Raw genomic sequence first — 25,694 nt, 5'->3', positions numbered from 1 at the left:
CCTGCGCGCGGAAAATCGATTGGAGACAAATTTCGATCAAGCTGAGATGGAGAGGAATCCCTGAATGGAGAAAGATATGAAAATTCCCACCTGGAAAAAGTTAATCCAGATTCTCTTGCAAATGAAGATTTCCTGGGTACTTCTGGGAACCTCCATGCTTCTAAGCCTTCTGGCTACCATGACCTCCCTCGCAATCCCATTTATTACCAAAGATCTGATTGACGGTTTTACATTGGATGCCATCCATCCTGAACTCGTCGCATCCATCATCGGCGCTTTCATCATTCAAGCCGTGACCGGTGGGATATCCGCGTATCTGTTGGCGCGCATCGGCCAGCAGATTGTCGCAGGCTTGAGGGAACGTTTATGGAAAAAACTTCTCTCTTTACCGATCTCATACTACGACCGGCATCAGACCGGAGAGACGATCAGCCGGGTAACCAACGATACCGGCATCGTGAAAGAATTGATCTCGGATCATTTCACCGGGTTTTTCAACGGGATCATCTCCATGATTGGTGCCGTTATGGTTCTGTTTTATCTGGATCGGCAGCTGACATTGGTCATGTTTACGGTCATTCCCCTCACGTTGGTCATTCTCTTTCCGGTAGGAAGACAGATGTATCACGTATCGAAGGGGCTGCAGGATGAAACGGCTCATTTCTCGGCGATCTTGAACCAGGTTTTGTCGGATATCCGCCTCGTAAAGGCTTCCAATGCCGAACGAAGCGAGTATATAAACGGAAGTGCAAGGATCAAAAAGCTTTACAGGTTCGGTTTGAAGGAAGGAAAACTTCATGCGGTGATGGCTCCTCTGGTTTCGTCGATGATTCTTCTGCTCCTGGTCATCATCTTCGGTTTCGGAGGGCTCCGCGTTGCCTCGGGGACTTTAACCGCCGGTGAACTGGTGGCGTTCATTATATACCTGATTCAGATCGTGTCGCCGATTTCACAGATCGCCGGTTTCTTTACCTATTTTCAGAAGGCGATGGGCGCTACGGAAAGAATCCTGCTCCTGTTGGGAATGGAAGAAGAAGATTTAGCTTCAGGTAAACCGGTACAAAATCTGAATCAGCCGATCATTTTCGAGGAAGTGTCGTTTTCCTACAAACCGGGGGAACCGGTTCTGGATCGGATCAGCTTTAAAGCCCATCCCGGGCAGGTAACCGCCATCGTGGGCCCGAGCGGAAGCGGTAAAACCACACTGTTTTCCCTTCTGGAGAGGTATTATCTCCCGCTTTGCGGGACCATTAAACTGGGAAGCGACCCGATCGACCGGTTTTCGCTTTCATCTTGGAGAGGCCATATCGGATACGTCTCTCAGGAAAGCCCGATCATCTCCGGAACGATCCGAGAGAACATCTGCTATGGCATTGAGAGGGAAGTTCGCCCGGAAGAACTGGTTAACGCAGCGAAAATGGCCTACGCCGATGAGTTTATTAACGAGCTTCCGGAAAAGTATGAAACAGACGTGGGGGAACGAGGCATAAAATTGTCAGGGGGACAGCGCCAAAGAATAGCGATCGCGAGGGCATTGCTGCGGGACCCGGCCATCCTGCTATTGGATGAGGCCACCTCTAGCCTAGATAGCCAATCGGAAATCGCTGTCCAACAAGCTTTGAACAACTTGATGCAGGGAAGGACCACACTGGTTATTGCCCACCGCCTGTCCACGGTGATTGACGCCGACCAAATCGTTTTTCTCGAAAAAGGAAGAATTACCGGAATCGGAAGTCATCAGGAATTGTTCCTAAGCCATCCCCTTTACCGGGAGTTTTCCATGCAGCAACTGCGGGTTCAAGGTTGAATTGATTCAAAAGATCCGTTTATCCCTACATCATTCTTCTGAATGGTGGCCCGATTTTTCCGGGACATGACCCTCTCTATGAACTTCCACATCTCCTCCATCACTTTCTCTTTTTCCTGTTCGTTCAAGATCTCGTGATAAAGTCCCGGCCATTCCTTATACTCATGCAAGGAGTGATGGGGGATTTTTTTCATGAATTCTTTGGCTGCCTCCGCATCTACTAAAAGATCCTCACCTGCCTGCATGATCATGAGGGGAATCCCCGCAGGGAAATCCCCCGCCTTCTCCAAGACAAAGGCCATCGTTCGATTAAACTCCTGATAAAATCTCAGAGAGAGGAAAGAATGAACGTAGGGATCCTTGCCATACTTTTTGACCACTTCGGGATCTTTGGTAACGGATGAAGGGGAAATCCCGGAAGGAAGAGTAAGCTTGGGAAAGAGGGGAGTCAAAAGTTTAGCCAACCCTTCTTTCCAACGGGAAACCTCCACTTTTGACTTCAGGGCGGGAGAGGAAAGGATCACTCCGTCCGGCTTTACCTCCTTCCCATGCGTGATGAGGAGATGGAGAGAAACAAGCCCACCCATACTGTGGCCAAGGAGGAATTGGGGAATCCCCACAGTTTCTTTGTTCATCTCATTCCACCCGTTTAACACGGCCTCCGTCAATTCATGAAAGGAGGAAGCATCTCCCCTTCTCCCCTTCGTCCGGCCGAAGCCGGGAAGATCTCCGGAGTAAACGGAGATTCCCTGTCCATTTAGAAACCGGGCCACATGTTCATAACGGCCGCAGTGCTCCCCCAAACCGTGGATCAAGTAGAGTGCCCCGATGGGGTTGGATACCTTCCACTGCCTGTAAAAAAGGTCTCCCTCTTTCATCTTGCCACGCTCCCCTTTCTCTTTCTCGGTTTCCCCACTGCTTTCATTCCTCTCTACTTTCCGCAACTGCTTCCTCGCAATCCTTCTTGAAAAAGTGCCCTTTTGAGTAGACATTACCTCTATAAACGATGGTCCGTTTACTCCACCAACTCCATATTGGCCAACTCGTAAATGGCTTGGGCGTAGATCGCGGTCGCCTTTACAAGATCATCCAAAAGAATATATTCATCTTTCTGATGAGCCACATCTTCCCGCCCCGGAAATGCGGCGCCAAAAGCGACACCAAGCGGCAGAGAACGGGCATAGGTGGCTCCACCGATGGCAAGGGGCTCCCGGGTATCACCGGTCTGGGAGCGGTAAACCCGAAGAAGGGTCTTCACCAGCGGGTGGTCTTTGGGTACCAGGTGAGGGGTGAGCTTCTTATCTTCTTTGACGATCTCCCCGCCGTAAGGTCCAATTTTAGATAAGATCTTTCCTCGAATCTCCTCCACATGGGTGGAGGAAGGATACCGGATGTTGATCTTTACCATTTCCCCTTCCCCACCCTGACCAGGATAAGAAATGACGCCCACATTGACGGTGAGATCCCCCATCACCGGATCGCTTGCTTCAATCTCTAATTTTTTCCCTTTGGGATCATCGAGAAAGAGATGGTTTAGCAGTTCGATAAAGCGGGATCCCTCTTGATCCAGGGTGAGATCATTCAGGAAGGCGGCCAAACGCCATCCTGCGTGCTCTCCCAGTTCCGGCAGGCTTCCATGGGCGGATACCCCTTTTACGGCAAGTTTTAATTCTCCCTCCTCCACCCCCCATTCTCCGGGATATCCCTTCTCCTTCAAATAATGCAGATAGGTCTCCTTGATCCTCTCCATAAGCCGAGGATCCTCCATTTTAAGACGCGCCTCGGCGTAATCGGGAACCATGTTGCTTCGTTCCCCGGAAGTAAAGGAGAGAAGGTGAATCCCCGTCTTTCCGCCGGACCCCAGGTGAAAGCGAAGGGCCACATTGTACAAACCTTTTTCCGCAAAGATTAAGGGAAAGTCGGCGTCGGGAGCAAAGCCCACGACGGGCTTCTCCTCACTCTCATTATAGCGATCGATACAGCGCCATTCGCTCTCCTCATCGGTACCAAAGATTAAACGAACCCTTCTCTTGAGGGGAAGACCTAATTCCTTTACGATTTTGGCGCCATAGAGGGCTGCGATGGTGGGTCCTTTATCATCGCTGGCTCCCCTGGAGACGATGCGGTCCCCTATGATCCTACCGCTAAATGGGGGGACCGACCATCCCTTGCCGGGAGGCACCACATCCACGTGGCAGAGAATCCCCACCATTTCCTTTCCATCCCCAAACTCACCATAGCCGATGTATCCGTCCAGGTTTTGGGTCCTCATGCCCATCCTGCTGCTCAGGTCTAAAATATACCCTAAGGCTTTGGCCACATCCGGGCCGAAGGGAGCCCCTTCCTTCGCCTCTTCCTTCAGAACACTGGGGATTTGCAAAAATTCCTGCAGGTCCCTAACCAATTCCTCTTTTCTTTTTTCCACCTCTCCCAGCCAATCGATATCCATCATCGTTACACGCCTCCTTCTGCTCCCTTTTTTATACACTTATTTACACTTACTCATTCTGTTACCGCGCCCTCTAAACCTTTGCATAGGATTCTCAATGAAACATATCCTGCCGTGTAAAAACGGCGAAGGAAATAAAGAGAGAAACAACTGCCCAAACCGTTAGGGTGATCATCGAAAAGGCGGGGGTCATTCCTTCAATGGGTGGCATCAATCCCGAAAGATAAGAGGTGAGATCGAGGTTAACGCTAAAGATATATCTCGCCTCCTTCCAGGAAGCTGCATAATTGGTGAGAAGATTCCCGGCGATGAGGGAGGCGATCATGATCCCCATGGCTGCCGCCGTATTCCGAAGCAAGACGGAAACCATAAAAGAAATGGTGGCCACCGCCCAGCTGACGAACCAACCTAGTCCATAGGCCATCAAGATATATTTCCATTGGGAAACGAGGTGGACAGACGTCGTATTGAGACTCTCCTTCTCCACAATAAAGCCTGTAAGTAAAGGTGTGTTCCACCCCGAATATCCGAAGATAAAGCCGGAAATGAAATAGGAAAGAACAGCAACCATCAAGATCACCAGGGAGAGGGAGAGAAGCATGGCGATGTATTTGCTTAACAGAACCTTCCATCGGCGGATTGGCCGGGTGAGAAGGAGTTTTATCGTGCCCTCGCTTCGTTCTCCGGAAACCAGATCAATGGAGACGATCATGACGAGTAGAGGGATAAAGAGGGTGATGCCGTTTTCCATAAAACTCCGGACGAAGGCAGGCCCCCCTTGCACATTTGGGTTTATATCGTGATCCAAATAGTACTGGAGTTGCTCGTTCCGTATCACGAGCCAACTCCGCCACTCGTCGGGGAGGCGGGAACTATTTAAGCGATTCTGGTTGTCTATGATCTGTTGTTGAAGGATAAGATGCCAATCCTTTGTCCCCATCCGCTCCAACACCGTCTCGTTCTGTTTATACTGCGCATAAACGAAGAGGGGAATTAAGAGGAGGAGAATGAGGAAGATGACGAGGAAACGCCTTTTCCGATAGATCTTCTCCATTTCATTCCAAATGAGAATCCGTATTTCACGCACCCTGCTCACCCCCCGTCAGGGAGAGGAAAAGATCTTCCAAGGTAACATGAATAGGCGATACTTCCCGTATATGTATATCTGCTTGGACCAAAGCGGAGATCACCTGGGGTACCCGATCGGCAGGCATATGGCAGATGATTCTCTCTCCATCCCCCTTTATTTCTTTCACGAAGGGAATCTTTTTAAGCAGCTCTTCCCCTTTCTCCATGGGCGTAAAGCGAAAGAGAAAACGATCCCGTGTCTCTTTCATCAGCTCTTCAATGGTCGCCTCCCGGATGAATCGGCCGCGCTGCATAATCCCTACCCGATCACACATCATTTCCACTTCGCTCAGGAGGTGGCTGGAGATGAGAACCGCCATCTCCATTTCATCTACCAGGCGTCGGATAAATCCCCTGAGTTCCCGAATTCCTGCAGGATCGAGCCCGTTGGTCGGTTCATCCAGGATGAGCAGGCGCGGTTTCCCCAAGAGAGTCTGGGCGATGCCGAGACGCTGCTTCATCCCCAGCGAATAGGTCTTCACCCGATCGTGAATCCTCTCCGTCAGGCCCACCCAACTCACCACCTCATGAATCCATGAATCCTCCACATTTCCCAGGATGCGAGCCGATTGCTTCAGATTCTCCCACCCGGTGAGGAAAGAATAAGCCTCCGGATTTTCCACAAGGCTGCCCACTTGGCGGATCGCTTCGGTAAAATGGGTTTGAAGGTCATATCCTCCAATCCGAATGCGTCCATTCGTCGGACGAATGAGGCCGACCAACATGCGGATCGTCGTCGTCTTTCCTGCCCCATTGGGGCCAAGAAAACCGAACACCTCCCCTGCCGATATTCTGAATGAAAGATTCTCCACCAATATTCTTTTCCCCACTCTTTTACTTATTCCCTCAACTTCTAAAATCACCTCGTCGTTCAATGCTTTTCTCCCCCTCCTGTTCCCAAAACATTGATGAGAACGGATGAAAGACGGATGGAGATTGCCTCATACCCCTTGCTGTTTGGGTGGAAATGGTCTGAATAAAGCATTCCGGTCTGCTGATGAAAAAGGTCAAATAAAGGAACGAAATAGACAGACCTGACGGAGAGTGAAAGATCTTCCATCTGCCGATTCCAAGCGAGAACGGTTCGGTTCGTACCGGGAAGAACATCTTCGAAAGGGTTATAAAGACCCAGCCAAAACAGGGGAGCATCGGGATTTACGTCCCGAATCTCTTCCAAAATTTTCTTGCCGCGGGTGACAAATGCGGAGAGGTCACCGGTAAAATGGGTTGGATCAATCTTGTCCAACTTCTCAAATCCCGGGTTTAAATCATTTCCCCCGATGGTCAGGAAGAGAATATCCGCTTCCGAGATGGCATACCGGACGCCCGGCACGGACAACTGCTTTATTAAATCCTGTGAGGTCGCACCGCTCACGGCCAGATTCGTCACGTTCACTTTCCTCTTTTCGATGCTTTTTAACCGCTCCACCACTCTCCCCACATACCCTTTTCCTTCCCCATCCCCCACGCCTCGGGTCAGGGAATCACCCAAAGATACAATGGTAAGCGAATCTTTCTCTAAGGAGGGTTTCTCCCCCCCAACTCCCAGGGAGGGAAGAGGCGAGGCAGTCGGCATCAGGAGATCTTTCACTGCCAGTCCGAAACCGATGAGGAAGGTGGAAAAGGCAAGAACCGAAACAAAAATGAGAAAGCGCAAGAGAATTACATTTCTCATGCCGCCATCCCTTTCATTCAAAAGTTACTTTATTATATGTATCACATTTTTTAGGAAAATGCGAATTGAAGATGAAGATCGTGTCCGTCAAGTGAATGTGAGTAACCCTTTTTGCACTATATTCGTTGTAGTATATAGTGCATTTTCTGATCCCTTCTTGTATCACTGAAAGTGGAAATATTTTGTCAGGGTTTTCAATCGCTTCGCGACGGTCAATCCGCCCTCAACTAGCGAGATGAAAGCGGTCGATGATGTTCTTTCGACTTCCGATAAACGGCACCTATGCCTTCGGTTTGGTTTCTGCTTCCCCCCAAATCATGTATACCCATGTTATCCTTTTACATCAAACTTATATTTTGTAACCGAATGGAATTCTTCATCCTTCTCGAGCATATTCGACGGAAAATGTGGGTGATGGACCGAATCAGGGTATCCTTGTGTTTCAAGACATAAGCCAAGATATTTTCGCGATGGGACGCCACGAATGGCGAAGGTATTCAGCAACTGATTCCCCGTATAAAGTACGACAACCGGTTGATCCGTTTCAACGGTTAATAATCGGCCGCTCTCTTCATCAAATAGTAGAATTTCCTCATTATGATGTTCTGCCAGCAGGAACGGATGATCATACCCATATCCGGCAAGAATATTTTGCGGATGGGTAGAATGGACACCATCGATGATTTCTCTTCCCTCACGAAAATCAAACGGCGTATCATCCACCGCTAAAATCTTCCCCGTAGGAACCAGTTTTTCATCCAATTCAAGAAATTGGTCGCTCTTTAACGTTAATCGATGATGCAAGATATCTCTTTTCAGGTTGCCGCTCAAATTAAAATAGGAATGATTCGTCACATTGAGGAGCGTGCGGTAGTCCGATCTTCCGGAATAGGAAATGATCAACTCATTCTCGTTCGTTAAAGTATAGGCAACCTTCATGTATAGATTCCCAGGATAACCTTCTTCCCCATCCTCGCTTAAGTAAGTAAATTCCAATCCAACTTGATCACTACGTTCAATGATCTCTGTCTTCCACACCACTTTGTCAAAACCATGAAGACCGCCGTGAAGATGGTTGCCGTGATCATTCTTGGCCAACCGATAGATGCGGCCATCCAATTCAAATTCGGCATTTTTAATCCTACCGGCAAAACGGCCGATCACGGCGCCGAAATAGGGGGAATACCGCTCATATTCCTCCATGGAATCAAAGCCAAGCACTACATTTTCCATCATGCCGTTTTGATCGGGTACCAGGATCTTCGTAATAATACAGCCATAATTTAGACTCGTGACTTCCATGCCTTGATCATTTTGCAATGTAAAGGCGGTGATCGGTTGATCTTTTAAATCTCCGAAATGATTCTGTAAGATTCTCATCGCATGTGCCCCTCTTATTCTATAAATGCCTTCTTGCAGTGTTCACAAATGGAAGAGTGGAAAAAATCTATTATCAAATGATGTTTTAAGCACGTAAAGTGGAAATAAATTTTCTGAATGCCCTTTGCCCCTGCTCGTTCCGTTTAAAAACCCCGGCATCTTCAAGAACTCTTAAGAATTTAAACCCGACTTCTTTTTGAACGATTTTTTCCACGGTTAGAGGTGTTATTTTCTCTTTATAGCGATCCTTCATTTCATCGGCCCATGGAAGATGGTAACCCGCGATTTGATTGGGTTCTCCCAATAAATAGTTCTCCACTTCGGCCAATTCCGTCTTCAGTCGAGACGGTAGCACCGCCAGACCCATAACTTCAATAAGGCCGATGTTTTCCTTTTTAATATGATGGACATCGCGATGCGGATGAAAAATCCCCAGGGGATGTTCATTGTCTGTACGGTTATTTCTAAGTACCAGGTCAACTTCAAATTTCCCATTTTTCATTCTGACGATGGGAGTAATCGTGTTATGTCTTGCTTCATTTGTAAATGCAATGATTTGGGCATCCAAGTCCGAATAATAGATCCATTTTTCTAGGATATACTCACATGCCGCTACCAGCTCATCCTTGTTCTTACCGCTTAAACGTATTACAGACATCGGCCACTTCACTGTTGCTGCTTTAACCGTTGGAAAAGCGCTCATGGTAAAAAAGATTTCCTCCGGAGCCCTATGCATGGGGAATTCATAGTTACCCCCTTGATAATGATCATGCGTTAATATCGAACCGCCGACGATGGGTAAGTCCGCATTAGAACCAATAAAATAATGCGGGAATTTCTCAACGAATTCCAGTAATCTCTGGAACGTCTTCCTGTTAATCGCCATATCTCGATGTTCAGCAGATAAAACAATGCAATGTTCATTGTAATAAACGTAAGGTGAGTATTGGAAATACCATGTTTCATTGGTTAATGTCAACCTGACCATCCGGTGATTTGAGCGGGCAGGATGGCCGATTCTGCCGGCATAGCCTTCATTTTCGATACAAAGCAGACACTTCGGATAGTTGGATAAAACCCCACGTTCCTTTGCTCTTGCTATTTCCTCAGGATCTTTTTCCGGCTTGGAAAGATTAATCGTAATATCTAATTCGCCATAAGCAGTTTCGGTTTTAAAATTGATATTTTTCGCAATTCCTTTCGTGTGAATATAATTGCTGTTTCGGCTCAACCCATAGAAGTATTGAGTTGCCTTTTCCGGGCTCTCTAGGTACTTTTGATAAAAAGTATCATTAACTTCGGATGGCTTAGGCATGAAAACATTCATGATTTTACTGCTTAAAATATCTTTTTCATCAGCCAGATTTTCAATGATCCCCGCTTCCACGGCATATTGTTCTAATACCTCAAGGAGGTCAGGAATTTCTTGGCCTTCTGAAGAATCTCCTGCAGACTGTTCCGGAAAGTCTATTAAGCCAAGAAATGACATGACTTGGTTCCTCGCGTAAATTTCATCCTCCGGTTGAATCATTTCCAAAGAGATCGCTTTTCGAACCAACTTCTCTATTGCCTGATAAACATTCATCGGGCCTCTCCTAACTTTCCATATCCATTTGGATGACTCCGATGCCAATTCCAAGCGTCCTGGATTATGCGATGAATCGAAGTACGTTTTGGCTGCCAACCGAGAACTTGTTTCGCTTTTTCTGAGGAAGCAATTAACCTACTTGGATCTCCTGCTCTCTTTGCCTCTATTTTGGCCGGAATCGGGTGACCGGTTACTTCTCTTACTGCTTCCACAATTTCCTTCACAGAAAATCCGTTACTGCTGCCAAGATTGTATACACTGCTATCACCGCCATTTTGTAAATAACGAAGGGCCAGAATATGCGCATCGATTAAATCCTCGACATGGATATAGTCACGAATGCATGTTCCGTCCTGAGTATCATAATCATCGCCATAAATTGAAATAAAATCGCGCTTTCCTAATGCAACTTGAATGGTAACCGGAATAAGATGAGTCTCAGGTTCGTGATCCTCTCCGATTTCTCCGATCGCTCTGGCGCCGGCGACGTTGAAATAGCGTAATGACACATATTTGATTCCGTAAGCCATATCACACCATTTCATCATCTTTTCCATGATTAATTTTGATTCTCCATAAGGACTGGTCGGAATGGTTGCAGCCTCTTCCGTAATTGGCATGGTTGTTTGCTCACCATAAACCGCGGCAGAAGAGGAGAACACAATGTGATTCACTCCATAATCCTTCATCGCATCCAATAGAACGTGTGTTCCGTATACATTATTATCGAAATACTTGATTGGATTGGTCATCGATTCACCAACCTGTGTACTAGCAGCAAAATGAAGCACCCCGTCAATCGGCTCCTTCTCAAAAACCTGCCTTAGAAAGTATTTATCCCTTATATCCCCCTTATAAAATTTTGCTTCCGGATGAATCGCCAATTCGTGTCCGGTTAGCAAGTTGTCAACGACCACTACATCATAATTTAGATCGATCAATCGGTAAACGGCATGTGAACCAATGTAACCCGCCCCGCCTAGAACCAATATCCTCATTACTTTAAACCTCCCATTTAAAAACGGCCATTTTTTTATATTTGCCTCCGCCATTGGGTTTAACGAAAATCTTCTAAATTTCCTTCGCTCCGTCACCGATACTTGCAACATAAAAGTCAGCTTCATAACCGATTTTTTCCACGTATTCTTTTCCCACTTTTGAGATAAATGGATCGACCAATTCCTCCTTTACAATAGCGATAGCACAGCCACCAAAGCCCGCTCCCGTCATGCGAGCTCCGATGGTACCTTCCTGTTTCCAAGCAGCCTCTACAAGGGTATCCAGTTCGAAGCCTGTCACTTCATAATCATCCCTTAACGAAATATGGGAAGCATTCATCAACTTTCCGAATTCATGCAAATCGTCATTTCTCAAAGCCGCCGCCGCTTTGATTGTCCTCCGGTTCTCATAAACCGCATGGCGTGCTCTTTTCACCAGCACATCATCAGGAATCAAATGTTTATGCGCTTCAAAGGCTTCTTCGTTCAAATCTCCTAAGGAATGAATTTCTATTCCTTGCTGTAGATATTGAAGAGCCGCTTCACACTCACTCCTTCTCTCATTATATTTTGAATCTGCAAGCTCTCTTCTTTTGTTCGTATTCATAATAATAATTTTATATCCTGTTAAATTTAATGGTATATACTCATATATCCATCGATTGCAATCAAGCAGTATCCCGCAATTCTTCTTACCCATTCCGACCGCAAACTGATCCATAATGCCGCTATTGACACCGATAAACTGATTCTCTACTCGATTGCCCATCTTTACCAAATCCAACCGCTCAATTTGCAAAGCAAAAAGTTCGTTCACCATAATCCCCGTCAGCATTTCAAGCGAAGCGGAAGAGGATAATCCTGCACCATTCGGAAGATCGCCATAAATCAGAACCTCGATTCCATGAGGAAGTCTAAATCCCGATTCTTGAATATAGCGAATCATTCCTTTCGGATAATTGGCCCAGTAATGCTCCGCTTTATAATTTAGGTCATCAAGATGGAATTCGATGATTCCTTTTTCTTCAAAATTCATCGAAAAGAATCTTAGCAAACGGTCCTCTCTTATTCTAGCAATTCCATAAGTCCCATACGTAATCGCACACGGAAATACAAACCCGCCGTTGTAGTCCGTATGTTCACCGATTAAGTTAATTCGTCCAGGCGCAAAGAATATACGCAGATTTCTTCTATCTTCCCCATGAAAAACTTCTAGGAATTTATCAATTAACTTTTTGGTTTCCATCAATTTTTCACTCCAAACGTTTTAGTCAATCATAATCCAGCAGAATCCCTAAGAGTTCTATAGTGCTTTATCTTTATTTTATCAAATAAGTAAAAAACGATCAATATTTTTAGTTAAATTTTTTACTAACCTTGAAAAAAAAGAGCATATACAAGCACTCTTTCCGGTTTTATTTGCTGCTTTCTCGAATTTCTAACCGAGTGGAAATAATTACCTTTTTGGGTACTTGGCGTTCCATAATTCTTTCTAATAACAAATCAACGGCCGTTTCACCCATCAGTTCCGTGTAAACCTTAACCGTACTTAAGGGAGGGTAGACATATTTCGAAATGCTGATATCGTTTACACCGATAATACTTACCCTATCTGGAACCGGAATATTGGCCTCATGAAGAGCCCGTAAACAACCAATGGCTAGAGAATCATTGCCTACAAAAAAAGCCGTAGGGAGATTTTCACCGTGTTCCTCGATCGCTTGTTTCATCAGCCTGTAACCATCATTAACGGAAAAAGAACCGATATAAACATAAGTGTCATCATAATGACCCTTTTGTGCGAGATAATTTTTAAACGTTGTCTCCCTTGGGTCGGTAATGACCGATGTTTTGTCCTTGTACGTTTCTCTACCACCAATATATCCGATCTTTTGATGACCATGTGTCAAAAAGTAATCTAAGACATTGATTGTCGCCTTCTCAAAATTGCTTATAACCGAATCAAATTGGTCATCGTCCGGAGAACAATCCACGAACACAATATGATCGGTGATTTTACGAATCTCCTCCGCCTGCTGAAGATTAAATTTTCCAATGGCGATCACTCCATGAATCTCTTCTCCTCGACCAGCTAAGAGGTTTTCAAGTGAAAGTTTGGCTATTTGGAGATTATTGGCCTCACACCTTTTTTCAACACCCATCCTTAAAGACATGTAATAAAGGTCATCCAGTTCCTCCTCATCCGTATACCAATAAACAATCCCGATCCGATATGACACGGGCCGCCGCTCTGTCTTCTTGCGATAAGCTAAATCCTCTGCCGCCTGGAATATTTTTCTCCTTGTTTCATCACTAACGGAAAGCGTTGGGTCGTAGTTTAGAACTCTTGATACCGTCGCAATCGAAACTCCTACGCGATCTGCAATGTCTTTTATCGTCGCCATAATGAACTCCCATTTCCCATCATTTGATTTGGAAAACCGCAATACCCATTATAATCTGCCGATCATAAAAAGGCATTAGATTACCCTTATTATAACAATTATAACAGTAATGTAGATCCCACAAATTAGTTTCGTTTTTTTAATCTCCATACGAAGCTCGTAAAATCACCATGAAGAAACGGTATATTTATACCGGCGTACATTAAGCTGTCCCCTCCGTAGATCTCGCCACTTTCTATCCATTCGTATAGGGCGTTTGGATCAAGTCCTTTTAAGTATAAGCGTTTCAAGGGTTCATTTGGTTGCGCCAGCACTTTAAAATAAAATACGAGCGCTTCACACTGATCATCGGAAACAAACATCCATGCGCATTCATTCCCAGTAAAAGGATTAAGTAACCGATAAAACTCTCCTTTCTGGACAAGATTCCGAATCTCTTTATATTGGTTCACTTGCTGCCTTACCAAATCTTTTTCTTCAGCTGTTAGCAAGGTTAAATCGAGTTCATAACCAAAATTGCCAGACATAGCTACATCACCGCGTGTTTTCAGGGAAGTTACTCGATGAACTTGGTGATTCGGTACGGCGGTAACATGGGCTCCAATGGTACTGATCGGATAAACAATACTGGTTCCGTATTGAATTTTCAACCGTTCAATGGCATCAGAATTATCGCTGGTCCATATTTGTGACATATAATAAAGGATCCCCGGATCAAACCTTCCCCCTCCGCCAGAACATCCTTCAAACAAAATGTGCGGGAACTTCGAGGTGATTTCCTCCATTACCCTGTAAAGACCTAACATATATCGATGAGCGGTTTCTCTTTGTCTCTCCGAGGGTAAAGCGGCAGAACCAATTTCCGTCATATGTCGGTTCATATCCCATTTCACATAACGAATCGGAGCCGAAGTTAAAACATCAGAGACCATTTTAATCACCGCATCACAAACTTCTTCCCTTGAAAAATCAAGAATCAATTGCCATCTGGATTCTGTTCGTCTGCGGTCTGGAACATGGAGACACCAGTCCGGATGGTTTTTATATAATTCACTCTCAGGAGAAACCATTTCGGGTTCAAACCACAAACCAAATTGTAATCCCATGTCATTAATCCTCTGAACCAGTGATTCAAGGCCATTAGGCAATTTCTTGCGGTCCACAATCCAGTCTCCCAAGGAAGTTCGGTCGTTATCCCTCTGACCAAACCATCCATCATCCAGCACAAATAGTTCTATCCCCAATTCCTTTGCTTGTTCGGCAATTTGACATAATTTATCTTCATTAAAATGAAAATAAGTTGCTTCCCAATTATTTACCAATATGGGTCTAACCTGGTCCCTGTACACCCCCCGACATAAACGGGTCCGATACAGCCTGTGGTATATTCTTGACATTCCTCCTAACCCTTCGGGAGAATAGACCATTACCACCTCGGGGGTTTGAAATTCCTCACCAGGTTCTAACAACCAGGAAAAATCGAAAGGATTAATCCCAAGCGATACTCTGGCAGTAGAATATTGATCAACTTCAACGGAAGCTAAAAAATTTCCGCTATAAACCAAGCTAAATCCATATACGTCACCGGTATCTTCTGTAGCGTTTGGATCTAATAGTGCAATAAAAGGATTATGCTGGTGGCTGCTTGCGCCTCTCCGGCTTTCTACCGATTGAATTCCAGGACGTAACGGCTGGCGATAGACCCACCTTTCCTTCGCCCATGCACCAGACAAATGCAAGATATCAAAAAGCGCATGGTGGAAATCTATATTCATGCTTTGTACCCGTAACAAGCGTAACGGATCTTTTCCCTCATTAATAAAACGAACAGAGCGGGTGATTGCATTAAGTTCTTCAAAAACCGTATAACTTAGAAGAACGGACAATCCAGATATTGAATCCTGTAGATGAACTTCCAGAGTTGTTGCTTCGTCTTGGTTCTCCACATACGTCGCAGGAAGTCCTTCAAGTTTTGGTTTCCCTTGAAAAATACGATGGCTTTTATAGAGAAATTCGATCGCAGTTGAACCGTTATGCAGTTGAACCTGGTAAGCCGGTTGTCGGAAATCGGAAGTACCATATCCAGGATACTCCTGCGGCAAGGTATCTAAAGATAAGTTTAGGTCGGAGGGATCCGTGCTGGGAGAAAACGCACGTCCAACATAACGCAGCAAATACGATGGATCGGGAGGAGAAATACGCCTACCCCAATAGAGGTGTGCTAAATAACCCTGATTCAACAGTTGAAAGATATAACTCGTCTTATTCGTTTGTAAGTGGAAGCTTTTTGTTAAAGGATCAAAGTAGATCATAAAGAATTGATTCACCCCTTTTTCTAAGTTCGTTGAATCATGAACTCAAATTCCATATTTTGATCTGCTTTAATTAGGTACTCGTCGTGTACTGGCGCACCCCAGCTGTCATCTCCGCCGACGCCCATTTGCTTACCCGCCACTGTCACAACTGTATAATGAATATTCGGAAGCTCAAAATGGTGATTCGCATTTTCAAGCTCAAATGCTGTATATGGTGAAACATTGCACTCTAACGGTTCTCTGATCGAAGTAATTCTAATTCCCTGACCCTCTTTATTTGTTAGACTAAGACGACGTACTCCTGTTCGATTACCCGATTCCTGTGGCTTAATATAACCTGATAATTGATCAGAGACTTGATTTTTAAAGATTCCTAGTCTTGCACCTTTGTTTCGATCTGAATAATTTTCATCAGGTCCCAATGCATACCATTCTAGTTGGTCATAATCCGCCGGGACTTTAAAAGTTAAAGCAAAAATAGGCATTTGAGGGAGATTCTCCGCTCCGTGATACATCGATTTCACTCGAAGGCTGCCATCTGGATATACCGAATACGAAACCTTCACCTCGATCCCTTCATGTATAGAAAATTTATACGTAAAGATGATTGTAACAAATCCCTTATCTTCTTGAACTTCTACTCCGACACATTTGCGCGCTAAACTTGCCACAAGCCACACTCCGGAACGGAAGCCTTGTGAAAATCCTCTGTCATTATCGGTTGTAGCTCTCCAGAACAACGGTGCAGGAGGATATGAAATCATTTCTTTTCCGGCATAATTTAGAGAAATCAGGCTACCCACCTGCTTCGAGAACAGGATCGAAAAATCCCGCCCATGTACACCTATATTCACATCACCATGGACAATCCTCAAATCACCTTCCGGAAGAACTTCCTCCACTAAACCTTCCACTTTAAACACATATTGTCCAAATGCAATTTCATAACCCGCCTCCGCCCAAAGTGTGTTTTCTTTTAACTTGAAGGAGACATGGATACAATATTCGCCCACAGCACTTGCAAAATCAATTGGCCACTCAAATTCTACCCGGCCTTCGCTCAAAGGTGCTACCACCACATCAAGTTGATTACGATAAAGCTCTTTCCCTTCAAGGTAAAGGATGTATTCCAACTCATAATCCGAAGTATCTGTGAAAAGGTTATCGTTTATAATCGTAACTCCGTTTTTATCTGGTATTAATTTAAGGTTTTGGTATAAATATTTTACTTCCTGCATCTTTGGCGAAAGCTCACGATTTGCATAGACAATTCCATTTGTGCAGAAACCATAATCGGTAGGACGATCGCCGAAGTCACCGCCATATGCTAAAAATTCTTTACCATAACGGTCCTTTTTGATCAACGCCTGATCGATATAATCCCAGATAAAACCGCCTTGATACATCGGATATTTTTTTTCTAGATCCGTGTATTTATACATCCCCCCAAGCGAATTCCCCATTGCGTGCATATATTCGCAGCTAATATAAGGCTTTTCGGGATTCTCTGTTAAATATTCTTCTATTTCTGCAGGTTTTGCATACATTCTGCTTTCCATATCACTGATTTCATTGTAATCACGGTTGTGAAAAACTCCCTCATAATGAACAAGCCGACTTGGATCAACCGATTTAAAGTAACGGGATACATTCAGAATAACTTCTCCCGCATACGATTCATTTCCACAGGACCAAATCAATATTGATGGATGATTTTTATCTCGTTCAAACATTGAAATTGCCCGATCCATGACAATATTTTGCCACTCCCGTTTATTTCCAGGTATGTTCCATGCAGGATCCACTACACCCATCTTTTGCCATGTTCCATGAGTTTCCAAATTCATTTCATCGATTACATAAATTCCGTATTCGTCACATAGCTCATACCAATAGCTTTGATTAGGATAATGGGATGTGCGAACAGCGTTAATGTTATGTCGCTTCAGTGTTTTAATATCCCACAGCATATCTTCCTTAGTAATAGCCCGACCACGGCGACAATTAAACTCATGGCGATTCACACCTTTGAACACAATGCGTTGGCCATTAAGGCGCATAATCTTATCTACAAGTTCAAATCTTCTAAAGCCCACTTTTTGTGGGACCACTTCTACCAATTGACCTAAGTCGTTGTAAACCTGAATATATAGTTTGTACAAGTAAGGATTTTCTGCGCTCCATAGCTTTGGTTGATCCAAAGAAAGAAAAATATGCCCGTTCCGTTCATCAATCGAACCATCCGATGAAGCTATTAAATTATTTTTAGCATCATACAAAACACCTACAACTTTTGTCGGGAGAGTCGATAGAAATTTTAAGTCTACAGAAAGCGTCCCTTTTGTAAACGTATTGTCCAGATCGGCTCTAACAAAAAGATCTTGAACATGAATCTCTGGAACTGTATAAAGGTATACATCCCTAAAAATACCGGAAAAACGCCAAAAGTCTTGATCCTCTAACCAGCTACCAGTACTAAATTGATAAACTTCAACTGCCAACTTGTTCTCTCCATCTTTAATGAAAGGCGTCAGGTCAAACTCTGCTGGAGTAAACGAGTCTTCACTATATCCAACAAATTCGCCGTTTAACCAAACATAAAAAGCCGATTCAACACCTTGAAATGAGATATATACCAGCTTATTTTTCATCTGATCAGGCAGAGTGAAGATCTTTACATAACTTCCTACAGGATTATAATCCATTGGTATTTCTGGGGGACGAATCTCATTATGCCCATCCCAGGGATACATCGTATTTACATACTGAGGCGTCCCGTAGCCCTGAAGCTGAATATGTCCGGGGACAGTTATATTGTTCCAATTTGAACAATCAAAGTCTTGTTTAAAAAATTGTTCTGGACGGCTGGATGGATTCACTGCGTAGTTAAACTTCCAATTTCCATTCAGTGAATGGCGCATACGCATTGGCAATCCACTTCTTGCTTCTTCCATTGTTTCGTAATAATAATGGTCTGAATGAGCAGGAAGGCGATTCACTGCAAATACATTTACATCTGAAAGCCACTGGATTGTTGGATTCGTTACCATATGGATCCCTCTTCCTACGATCTATTTTACTGAACCTATCATACCGGCAACGAAATGCTTTTGCATGATAAAGAAAATGAGTGCTGATGGCAAGGTTGCAATAACGATCGCTGTCATGATCATTCCATAATCTGGTGAGTAACTGGATCCGAGATTGGAGATCAGTAACGGAATCGTTTGATTTTCAGGAGACTGGAGGATAACGAGTGGCCATAAATAACTATTCCAACTCCCCATAAATGTAATGATTGCCGCCGCAGCATAAGACGTTTTCATCGTTGGAACATAAATTCTAAAAAATAACCCCAATTCTGTTAAACCATCAATTCTTCCAGCTTCAAGAATATCCTTCGGAAACATCTTTGTACTTTGTCTAAAAAAGAAAATCAGAAAAGCAGTTGTTACGGTTGGTAAAATAACCGCTGCAGGAGTATCGATCCCAATCGCCGGGAATATCTGTGAGATCGTTCCAAACATCTGAAATAGAGGCACCATTAAGGCTGCGAACGGAATCATCATGGAAAGCAATAGGATATTAAAAACCGTATCCTTCGCTTTGCTTTTATAAATCTCAAATCCATAGCCGGCCAAGGAAGAAATGAGTATCGCTAATATAGTTGTGGAAATGGAAATTATGGCTGAATTGATTAAAGCTGTTCCAAGGTTCGTTGTCTCTATTAGTTTATTTAAATTTTCCATAAAAGAGCTTCCTGGCAGTAACGTTCCCTTCGTTACCTCCACCGACTTATTTGTTGAACTAACAACCATCCATAAGAATGGAAAAATCGAAATGGCCGAAGCAATAATAAGAACTATATAACTGAACAAATGTTTTAAATTAGTCATTTTTATCACCCGCTACTTTGAACTGAATAATGGAGAAAAAGATAATTAAGACCACAATGGCATAAGAGACCGTTGCTGCATAACCAAAATCAGGCGTATATTTGAAAGAGAGATTGTAAATATATTGGGATATGGTCATGGTCGCATTTGCCGGTCCGCCTGCGGTGATATTCATCACTTCGTCGAACAATTGAAGAGTACCGATTGTTGATGTGATCGTCGTAAACAAAATGATTGGTTTCATCATCGGAATTGTTATTTTACAAAATTGGCGAAAGGATGATGCACCATCTATTTTTGCAGCTTCGTAAATTGATTCATCGATATTTTGTAAACCTGATAGAAAGAAAATCATATTATATCCTGTCCAGCGCCAAGTAATCGCGATAATAATCACAATTTTGGCCCAAAAAGGATCCGTCAGCCACTGAATCGGTTCGGATATAATCGCCAGCTTTATCAGCATATTGTTAATAAAACCATCCAAGCTAAACAAATATTTGAAAATCACCGAATAGGCAACAAGCGATGTAACCGACGGCAAAAAGATCGCCGTGCGAAAAAAACCTTTAAGCTTTAAAGATTTCGTATTCAATAAAACAGATAGAAACAGCGCGAGAAGAATCATAATGGGAACTTGAATAATAAGATAAATCACCGTATTTTTCACGGTGGTCAGAAAAACCGGATCCTTGAATAATCGTATATAATTATCAAAGCCAACAAATTGAAGTCTAACCCCAGTGCCTGATTTAAATGAAAGGATCAAAGCTTGAACCATAGGGTAGAAGTAAAATAAGCCAATCATCACTGTTGCAAGGGTGATAAAGGCCCATCCAATTAAAGCGCTTTTTAGTCGAGGATTTCGCTTCTGCTTTGCTAGACGGATACTCGGGTCGGCTTTTATAAATTGCATTTATTTCACCTCCCTATTTTTTATAATAAGCCTCGGAACATCCCGCCTGACGAAAGAGTGGCTCCGCAAATTCGTTTAGTAAAATCGGCGAACTTCCGAGGCTTATTACTAAAAGTTTCAATAATGGTGTGGCTTTTTTGCTTAATTTTTATTTAATTTGCTCTTCAGCTTGCTTTTGAGCGTCTTCCAACACCTTATCAAGATCTTTACCTTTCAAGTAATCTTGCATAGCAACTACCAGAATGTCCTCAATTGCGTAAGTGTGTAGACCGTAGTTTACTTGTGGGATTTGTTCAGCCCAATTAGCAAAATCTGCAGTTACATGCTGACCTCCAAAGAAATCGTCGCTAGCTTTGTACTGGTCTCCATCATAAGCCGGCTTATAAGTACCAATTGCACCAATTTCTTTGTTTAAAGTCTGGTAAAAATCAACATTTGATCCAAACGTTTTTGCAAGGAAATCTGCAGCCTTTTCTTTACCCGGTATATTTAGGACATACCATGAGCTGCCACCTAAGTTCGTGGCATTGACGGAATTTGCAACACCAGGAAGTTTCGGAAAGGGAACCACTGCCCACTTGCCGGCTTGCGATGCTTCCGCTTTGATCGAAGGAGTAATCCAGTTACCTGTTGGAACAGACGCAACATCACCACTATTAAAGCCTGCAACAAACTGACTCCAATCAGATACAGGCTTTACAAGGCCTGCATCTAAAATCGATTTATAAGTTTTAAATGCTTCCTTTAGCGCAGCGTTGTTTGCAATGTTCGGTGTAGTCCCATCATTCTTTAAATACCATGAACCACTCGACTGTATCATCATGCGAATCAGTCCGAGGTCCTTGGGATCTTGTGTTAGCATTTTTTTACCGGTCGCCTCTGTAACTTTCTTACCTATTTCAATATATTTGTTCCAATCAATATTTTTTAAGTCATCTACTGTATACCCTGCTGCTTCCAAATAGTCGGTTCTTACATAGAGTCCAGCAACACCGGTATCGAATGGAAGACCGTACTGTTTGCCGTTAAAACTGGTTGGAGCTAATTTGTATTGAGTAAAATCGCTCGCATTAAATGTTCCACTTAAATCATAGAATGCATCAGGATATGCTTTGAGGAAACTTTGGGCACGATAATCTTCTATTAGAACAATATTTGGCAACCCTTTAGTAGTGCCGGAACTTAAAGATGTATTTAACTTTTGAACAATATCGGCTTGTGCGTTTTCAATCACTTTAACATTTAGATTTGGATCTACCGTCTTATAAGCTTCTTTTGCCAGGTTCATCGCTTTGATATTAAAGTTGGGATCCCAAGCCCAAACTGTTATTTCGTTCGTTTCATTTGCTCCCCCGGAACTTTTTTCTGTTGATCCGGTAGAACACGCAGCCAAAAGCGGCATACTTACTAAAAATAGTGCCAGTACTAAAAATAGTGCCGGTCGCTTCTTCATTTATATCCCCTCCAATATGATGTAAGCGCTACCTAAATACATAATAAATGGTAGCATTTGTTGATATTTGCTCAATGGCCATTTTGGAGCGTTTATCTGTAAAATATATCCGTTAAACTCAAAAAAATATAACTTATTATTCGGCTTACTTTCAGCTTTTACTATTCTTCTCAACCACTAGAGGGGTAGATGGAGAAATTCATTTGATCAACTCGTTAACTGCCAAAACAAAAAGCACTCTCGACCTCTCACGAGAGTACCTTCCATTTGTGAATCCCCCGTTCTTTGTATTAAAAAGCACTATTTTTTCCTATATTATAATCTATACCGTTTCCTGCAATTAAAAGTTTCACTCCCCTGAGGCGGGTTTGGACCAGTCGTTTTCGCGGAACTTAATAAACAGAAAAAGCAAGTCCAATACAAGTTTCAGAGTGTTTGCAAAAGAAACCGTCTACGCAAAATTCGAAGTTCAGCTCTCTGCAGAAAAATGGATATTTTTTCGTCAAGGGTTCCCTCAAACCACATTTATTTATCATCGACTTGCGAGTCCGCAGTATACAGTTGCATTCGAGATAAATCAACGATAAATTTTCCAGGAATCAACACGTCCAAACCAATAAGACCGTTAATCCCGTCATATTCTCCGATTGGTCCAAAATCCATACGAAAGTCTTTGATCACAAAGGTATCCATCCGAACGTGATCGACTTTTCTTCGGATCGCCGCTTCTCTGCCTCCAATTCCTCTCATAAAACGGATTTGATCATCGGGTTCATAAGAGTGGAACAGATCATCTACCGCATCGATTGAAATGATGGACTCAGCCGCACCTGTATCAATCACCACATTCCGAATTGTCACCGATTTTCCGCGATAAGTTATGACTACAGAAGAAAATAACAAACCATCAGTCAACTCAAGATTCATGATTGTAAAATCTCCTGATCATCGGTTTATTTCTGACTTCGATGATAATTTTCTCGTTTGATGTATGGTATACAAAACGTCCGTTTGAGGCGGCAAATAACTCTTTCCACGCTTCTTTAGCATCCTGAATCGGTCTGACCACAGCCACTTCTTCCACATGAAGCTTATTGTTCTCGTAATGGGATTTTAATTCTTCCACCAAGACAAATTGATTGGGAAATAACTGCCTCACTTCAGACCATAACATGCTTTCACCCCTTTTCTTTCCCTCTGCCCATTATATCACTTGCCGATCGAAACGTCATTGGCAGTTCATACGTCGCATTGACGATTAGATGATGCATGTATGATCGAGTTACTCATACGGTAAGCCATCAAAGATAAGTAGATAACTCAACAGATTATCCGAACAACCCCTAAAATAATTTGAGCACACTCAAGATCCATGGCTGAAGTCCTTCGATTCTTATGAGATTTTAGTCCGCTGTACGAGATGTCTTCCCCAGATACAGGATTGCCCCTTGAGTCATCCCTATAGTCTTAAGGGAGATGAGAACTTTAATCATGGCGTTTACGCCGGGGATGCTCAAGCTATATCCTCCGCTTTTGATCCTCCGGGCGAATAGCCGCATGGTCGCTTTCGATCACCCCATGGGGAAGATACCGGATCTTACTCATGGGATCGATACTCCGTCTCCGACCACATCTCTTTTAGATAGAGATAGGTATTATTATAGATCTCCCGGTAAAAAGGATCGGGACTGGCATAAGCATCCTCCAATGTGGAAACATTCAAGTACCATCCATTGAGGGTGGAATATTCATACTTTTGCAGGTGACCTGCCGTGAAATAGTCGTAGTACCGGTTTTTATAATAGGTGGCCACCTTTTTATCCAATGCGGTGGTAAACCAATGGGCCTCAATCTCAATCCCGGTACCGTAACGGTATGCCCACTCGGCCGTCTTTTCCAATCGCGAGACATCCACACGGGTGAAGGAAAAATTCGGCTGAACCATCACCATATCGAACCCCAACTCCCGCCACTGTTCGGCGCCATACGCTCCATAATAGGGGATCCAATAAAATTTCTCCTGTCTCGCGTGGAGAAAATCAGCGGTATCCCGAATAAGATTTTTCTCATACTGGGCCGCTAAGTTTAATGTCTCTCCATCCCAATAAAAGCCCGCCAACTCCAAGTGATCGAAGCGGGCGTTATTCCACCGGGCCAAAGCCTGCTCTATAAACCATTTCACCGCTTTCAGCCGATTCAGGTAAGATTCCTTTTGTCCGATTTCAAAAGGATCAAAGCTGATAGGGCTCTCTTCATCCCCTCCCCAATCTTCAGCAGTAAGCCTGGGATAAGGGATCGAGAAAATCACCTTTATTTTATGATCTTTGGCATCAAACTTTTTCCCCTCCAACGCGGCACTTCCGTTCGCCGCCGCCTCATTTAACTTCTCCAATTGCCGATTCGAATAAAAAATTCCATCTAACCAATCCCTCCATGCTTTTTGCGTCGTATGCAAGGAAAGGGGAACAAAGAGGATGGCATCAAACATCCAATCCGAAATCTCCCCCTTCTGGTTGATATAGGTGACGAGAGGCTGGAAGTTCACTTCACGAAAGTCTTCTTGGCGCACATAATGGAGCAGAAGATTGTGAACTCTTTCCGGCGTCCGATAGGGTCTTAAATAACCACGGGCCATCGGTTCAGGCTTCCGTTTTACCATGCTCACCTTTCCCTTTGGATCCATTTTCGTTTCCCCGTAGACCGCAAATTCGTCAATAAAGTGCAGTACCGACGTGGGAAAATAGGCTCGTACATAACGGGCATTCACACGAAGATCTTTCAGAAGAAAAGGATCGGAATCGGGTCTTGCCTCCCAGGATCCCACCGTGGTATCCACCTTGCCCACCTCAAACCAGTTCTCCCCGTCGAGGGAGACCTCATAGCGAACATACTCAGGCACCGTAATGCCCGCCTCCAACCTCTGGAGAAAATCGAGAGAGAGACTATGAATCGTCCGTACCTCCCCCAGATCGATCGTGATCCAACGCCCTCCTTGACGAAGAAACCCAACCCAAGGGTTACTTCCATTTTTCCAATCTAAGGTTCCGTATATCCCATCCGTTAATTCCATGCCGGAATCGGGATAATCATTCTCCAATTTGTGAAAATAGGAATCCTCCCATTCGATGGTTACCGTGTATGGTTTCTTCAAGGATAGATTGATGCCCGGCCCATGATCGACCTTCTTGCGCATCATCTTTAAGAGCGGCGAATCGATCACCCGGGGAAGAAATAATTGCCGATCCTTTGGAGGAATGACGCTTTCATCACTCCACTCCAATAATTTCCTGTAATATCCATTTTCCCGCGGATCGCCCGCGGATGTGGGGATAACAACCGGGGTGGATAAAGGGATAAGGAGGATGTAAGATAGAAGAAGTATAACGATCACGAACAGGATGCCTATCTTTACCCGATCCACACTTGATCCCTTCCTTAGGTGCCTTCCGAATTCAATCCAAAAAATTTCCTATATTTTAATTTTAACTTGAACACCCCCACCATCTAAAGAGGTGGGGGATTCTTGGGTATTCGAACCCTCCGGTTCGAAGTTGACCAAGCGACCCCTGCGGTTCCTGCAGTTCAGTTGGCTAACCTGCTAACCGAGGCAATCCTTCTTTCAATATGTTCCATGCGGCATTCATGTACTGCTCATGGTGGAGACGCGAACCCATTCATCGCCTA

19 protein-coding genes are annotated in these 25,694 nt (G+C 43.9%); 1 reads left to right on the top strand and 18 read right to left on the bottom strand.

The features are described 5' to 3' along the window. Positions 1-64: 64 nt before the first annotated feature. Positions 65-1,807: an ABC transporter ATP-binding protein gene (locus tag THEAE_RS0103025; protein WP_028986487.1), complete on the top strand. Its 1,743-nt coding sequence runs from the start codon at positions 65-67 to the stop codon at positions 1,805-1,807. On the opposite strand, the gene THEAE_RS19800 is transcribed toward THEAE_RS0103025, so the two are convergent. The 18 genes from THEAE_RS19800 to THEAE_RS0102925 all read right to left on the bottom strand — a co-directional run bounded on the left by THEAE_RS19800 (position 1,798) and on the right by THEAE_RS0102925 (position 25,431). Continuing rightward, on the bottom strand, positions 1,798-2,751 hold the full coding sequence (locus THEAE_RS19800; RefSeq protein WP_052329721.1) for an alpha/beta hydrolase: 954 nt from the start codon (positions 2,749-2,751) through the stop codon (positions 1,798-1,800). The genes THEAE_RS0103025 and THEAE_RS19800 overlap by 10 nt on opposite strands. A gap of 71 nt (positions 2,752-2,822) precedes the next feature. Then, the gene (gene pepV / locus THEAE_RS0103015) at positions 2,823-4,259 is read right to left on the bottom strand and encodes a dipeptidase PepV (RefSeq protein ID WP_028986486.1); all 1,437 of its coding nucleotides are present in this window, start codon (positions 4,257-4,259) and stop codon (positions 2,823-2,825) included. Between the two features lie 91 nt (positions 4,260-4,350). Continuing rightward, complete coding sequence (locus THEAE_RS0103010; RefSeq protein ID WP_028986485.1) at positions 4,351-5,343, bottom strand: ABC transporter permease; 993 nt, start codon at positions 5,341-5,343, stop codon at positions 4,351-4,353. Then, entirely contained in the window at positions 5,336-6,226 is an 891-nt protein-coding gene (locus tag THEAE_RS0103005) for an ABC transporter ATP-binding protein (RefSeq protein ID WP_028986484.1), read from the bottom strand. Before THEAE_RS0103005 ends, THEAE_RS0103010 begins: the two co-directional genes overlap by 8 nt. Positions 6,227-6,255: 29 nt before the next feature. After that, positions 6,256-7,059, bottom strand: coding sequence for a GDSL-type esterase/lipase family protein (locus tag THEAE_RS0103000; protein WP_028986483.1), 804 nt, complete (start codon positions 7,057-7,059; stop codon positions 6,256-6,258). Positions 7,060-7,389: 330 nt separating this feature from the next. Beyond that, positions 7,390-8,439, bottom strand: a complete 1,050-nt coding sequence (locus tag THEAE_RS0102995; protein ID WP_028986482.1) for an aldose epimerase family protein — start codon at positions 8,437-8,439, stop codon at positions 7,390-7,392. 85 nt (positions 8,440-8,524) lie between these two features. Next, positions 8,525-10,024: a UDP-glucose--hexose-1-phosphate uridylyltransferase gene (gene galT, locus THEAE_RS0102990; protein ID WP_028986481.1), complete on the bottom strand. Its 1,500-nt coding sequence runs from the start codon at positions 10,022-10,024 to the stop codon at positions 8,525-8,527. Further along, positions 10,021-11,025 (bottom strand): UDP-glucose 4-epimerase GalE, encoded by a 1,005-nt coding sequence (galE, locus tag THEAE_RS0102985; protein ID WP_028986480.1) that lies wholly within the window; start codon positions 11,023-11,025, stop codon positions 10,021-10,023. Before galE ends, galT begins: the two co-directional genes overlap by 4 nt. 73 nt (positions 11,026-11,098) lie before the next feature. Beyond that, entirely contained in the window at positions 11,099-12,271 is a 1,173-nt protein-coding gene (locus THEAE_RS0102980) for a galactokinase (RefSeq protein WP_028986479.1), read from the bottom strand. 169 nt (positions 12,272-12,440) lie between these two features. After that, positions 12,441-13,430 (bottom strand): LacI family DNA-binding transcriptional regulator, encoded by a 990-nt coding sequence (locus THEAE_RS0102975; RefSeq protein ID WP_028986478.1) that lies wholly within the window; start codon positions 13,428-13,430, stop codon positions 12,441-12,443. A 125-nt stretch (positions 13,431-13,555) separates the two neighbouring features. Next, positions 13,556-15,742, bottom strand: a complete 2,187-nt coding sequence (locus tag THEAE_RS0102970) for an alpha-galactosidase (RefSeq protein WP_028986477.1) — start codon at positions 15,740-15,742, stop codon at positions 13,556-13,558. A gap of 23 nt (positions 15,743-15,765) precedes the next feature. Next, positions 15,766-18,795: a beta-galactosidase, LacZ type gene (lacZ, locus tag THEAE_RS0102965; protein ID WP_028986476.1), complete on the bottom strand. Its 3,030-nt coding sequence runs from the start codon at positions 18,793-18,795 to the stop codon at positions 15,766-15,768. Positions 18,796-18,816: 21 nt separating this feature from the next. Then, positions 18,817-19,641, bottom strand: coding sequence for a carbohydrate ABC transporter permease (locus tag THEAE_RS0102960; RefSeq protein WP_028986475.1), 825 nt, complete (start codon positions 19,639-19,641; stop codon positions 18,817-18,819). After that, positions 19,634-20,557 carry a carbohydrate ABC transporter permease gene (locus tag THEAE_RS0102955; RefSeq protein WP_052329719.1) on the bottom strand — a complete coding sequence of 308 codons (924 nt, stop codon included), beginning with the start codon at positions 20,555-20,557 and terminating at the stop codon, positions 19,634-19,636. The genes THEAE_RS0102960 and THEAE_RS0102955 overlap by 8 nt, the downstream gene beginning before the upstream one ends. A 148-nt stretch (positions 20,558-20,705) precedes the next feature. After that, positions 20,706-22,010: an ABC transporter substrate-binding protein gene (locus tag THEAE_RS0102950; protein WP_028986473.1), complete on the bottom strand. Its 1,305-nt coding sequence runs from the start codon at positions 22,008-22,010 to the stop codon at positions 20,706-20,708. 525 nt (positions 22,011-22,535) lie between these two features. After that, complete coding sequence (locus tag THEAE_RS0102945) at positions 22,536-22,937, bottom strand: retropepsin-like aspartic protease (RefSeq protein ID WP_028986472.1); 402 nt, start codon at positions 22,935-22,937, stop codon at positions 22,536-22,538. Then, entirely contained in the window at positions 22,927-23,184 is a 258-nt protein-coding gene (locus THEAE_RS0102940; RefSeq protein ID WP_028986471.1) for a hypothetical protein, read from the bottom strand. The genes THEAE_RS0102945 and THEAE_RS0102940 overlap by 11 nt, the downstream gene beginning before the upstream one ends. Before the next feature lie 423 nt (positions 23,185-23,607). Beyond that, complete coding sequence (locus tag THEAE_RS0102925) at positions 23,608-25,431, bottom strand: DUF4855 domain-containing protein (protein ID WP_028986470.1); 1,824 nt, start codon at positions 25,429-25,431, stop codon at positions 23,608-23,610. Positions 25,432-25,694 lie beyond the last annotated feature (263 nt).

This window comes from Thermicanus aegyptius DSM 12793 (genome assembly GCF_000510645.1).
GTDB classification, from domain to species: domain Bacteria; phylum Bacillota; class Bacilli; order Thermicanales; family Thermicanaceae; genus Thermicanus; species Thermicanus aegyptius.
The sequence above is the reverse complement of the archived record's forward strand: the minus strand, read 5'-3'. Positions and strand labels throughout refer to the sequence as shown.

Bases quoted from the DNA above. Each gene is read 5' to 3' on its own strand.
- THEAE_RS0103025 (WP_028986487.1), top strand. From the start codon at position 65: ATGGAGAAAGATATGAAAATTCCCACCTGGAAAAAGTTAATCCAGATT.
- pepV (WP_028986486.1), bottom strand. From the start codon at position 4,259: ATGATGGATATCGATTGGCTGGGAGAGGTGGAAAAAAGAAAAGAGGAA.
- THEAE_RS0103000 (WP_028986483.1), bottom strand. From the start codon at position 7,059: ATGAGAAATGTAATTCTCTTGCGCTTTCTCATTTTTGTTTCGGTTCTT.
- THEAE_RS0102995 (WP_028986482.1), bottom strand. From the start codon at position 8,439: ATGAGAATCTTACAGAATCATTTCGGAGATTTAAAAGATCAACCGATC.
- galT (WP_028986481.1), bottom strand. From the start codon at position 10,024: ATGAATGTTTATCAGGCAATAGAGAAGTTGGTTCGAAAAGCGATCTCT.
- galE (WP_028986480.1), bottom strand. From the start codon at position 11,025: ATGAGGATATTGGTTCTAGGCGGGGCGGGTTACATTGGTTCACATGCC.
- THEAE_RS0102980 (WP_028986479.1), bottom strand. From the start codon at position 12,271: ATGGAAACCAAAAAGTTAATTGATAAATTCCTAGAAGTTTTTCATGGG.
- THEAE_RS0102975 (WP_028986478.1), bottom strand. From the start codon at position 13,430: ATGGCGACGATAAAAGACATTGCAGATCGCGTAGGAGTTTCGATTGCG.
- THEAE_RS0102970 (WP_028986477.1), bottom strand. From the start codon at position 15,742: ATGATCTACTTTGATCCTTTAACAAAAAGCTTCCACTTACAAACGAAT.
- lacZ (WP_028986476.1), bottom strand. From the start codon at position 18,795: ATGGTAACGAATCCAACAATCCAGTGGCTTTCAGATGTAAATGTATTT.
- THEAE_RS0102960 (WP_028986475.1), bottom strand. From the start codon at position 19,641: ATGACTAATTTAAAACATTTGTTCAGTTATATAGTTCTTATTATTGCT.
- THEAE_RS0102955 (WP_052329719.1), bottom strand. From the start codon at position 20,557: ATGCAATTTATAAAAGCCGACCCGAGTATCCGTCTAGCAAAGCAGAAG.
- THEAE_RS0102950 (WP_028986473.1), bottom strand. From the start codon at position 22,010: ATGAAGAAGCGACCGGCACTATTTTTAGTACTGGCACTATTTTTAGTA.
- THEAE_RS0102945 (WP_028986472.1), bottom strand. From the start codon at position 22,937: ATGAATCTTGAGTTGACTGATGGTTTGTTATTTTCTTCTGTAGTCATA.
- THEAE_RS0102940 (WP_028986471.1), bottom strand. From the start codon at position 23,184: ATGTTATGGTCTGAAGTGAGGCAGTTATTTCCCAATCAATTTGTCTTG.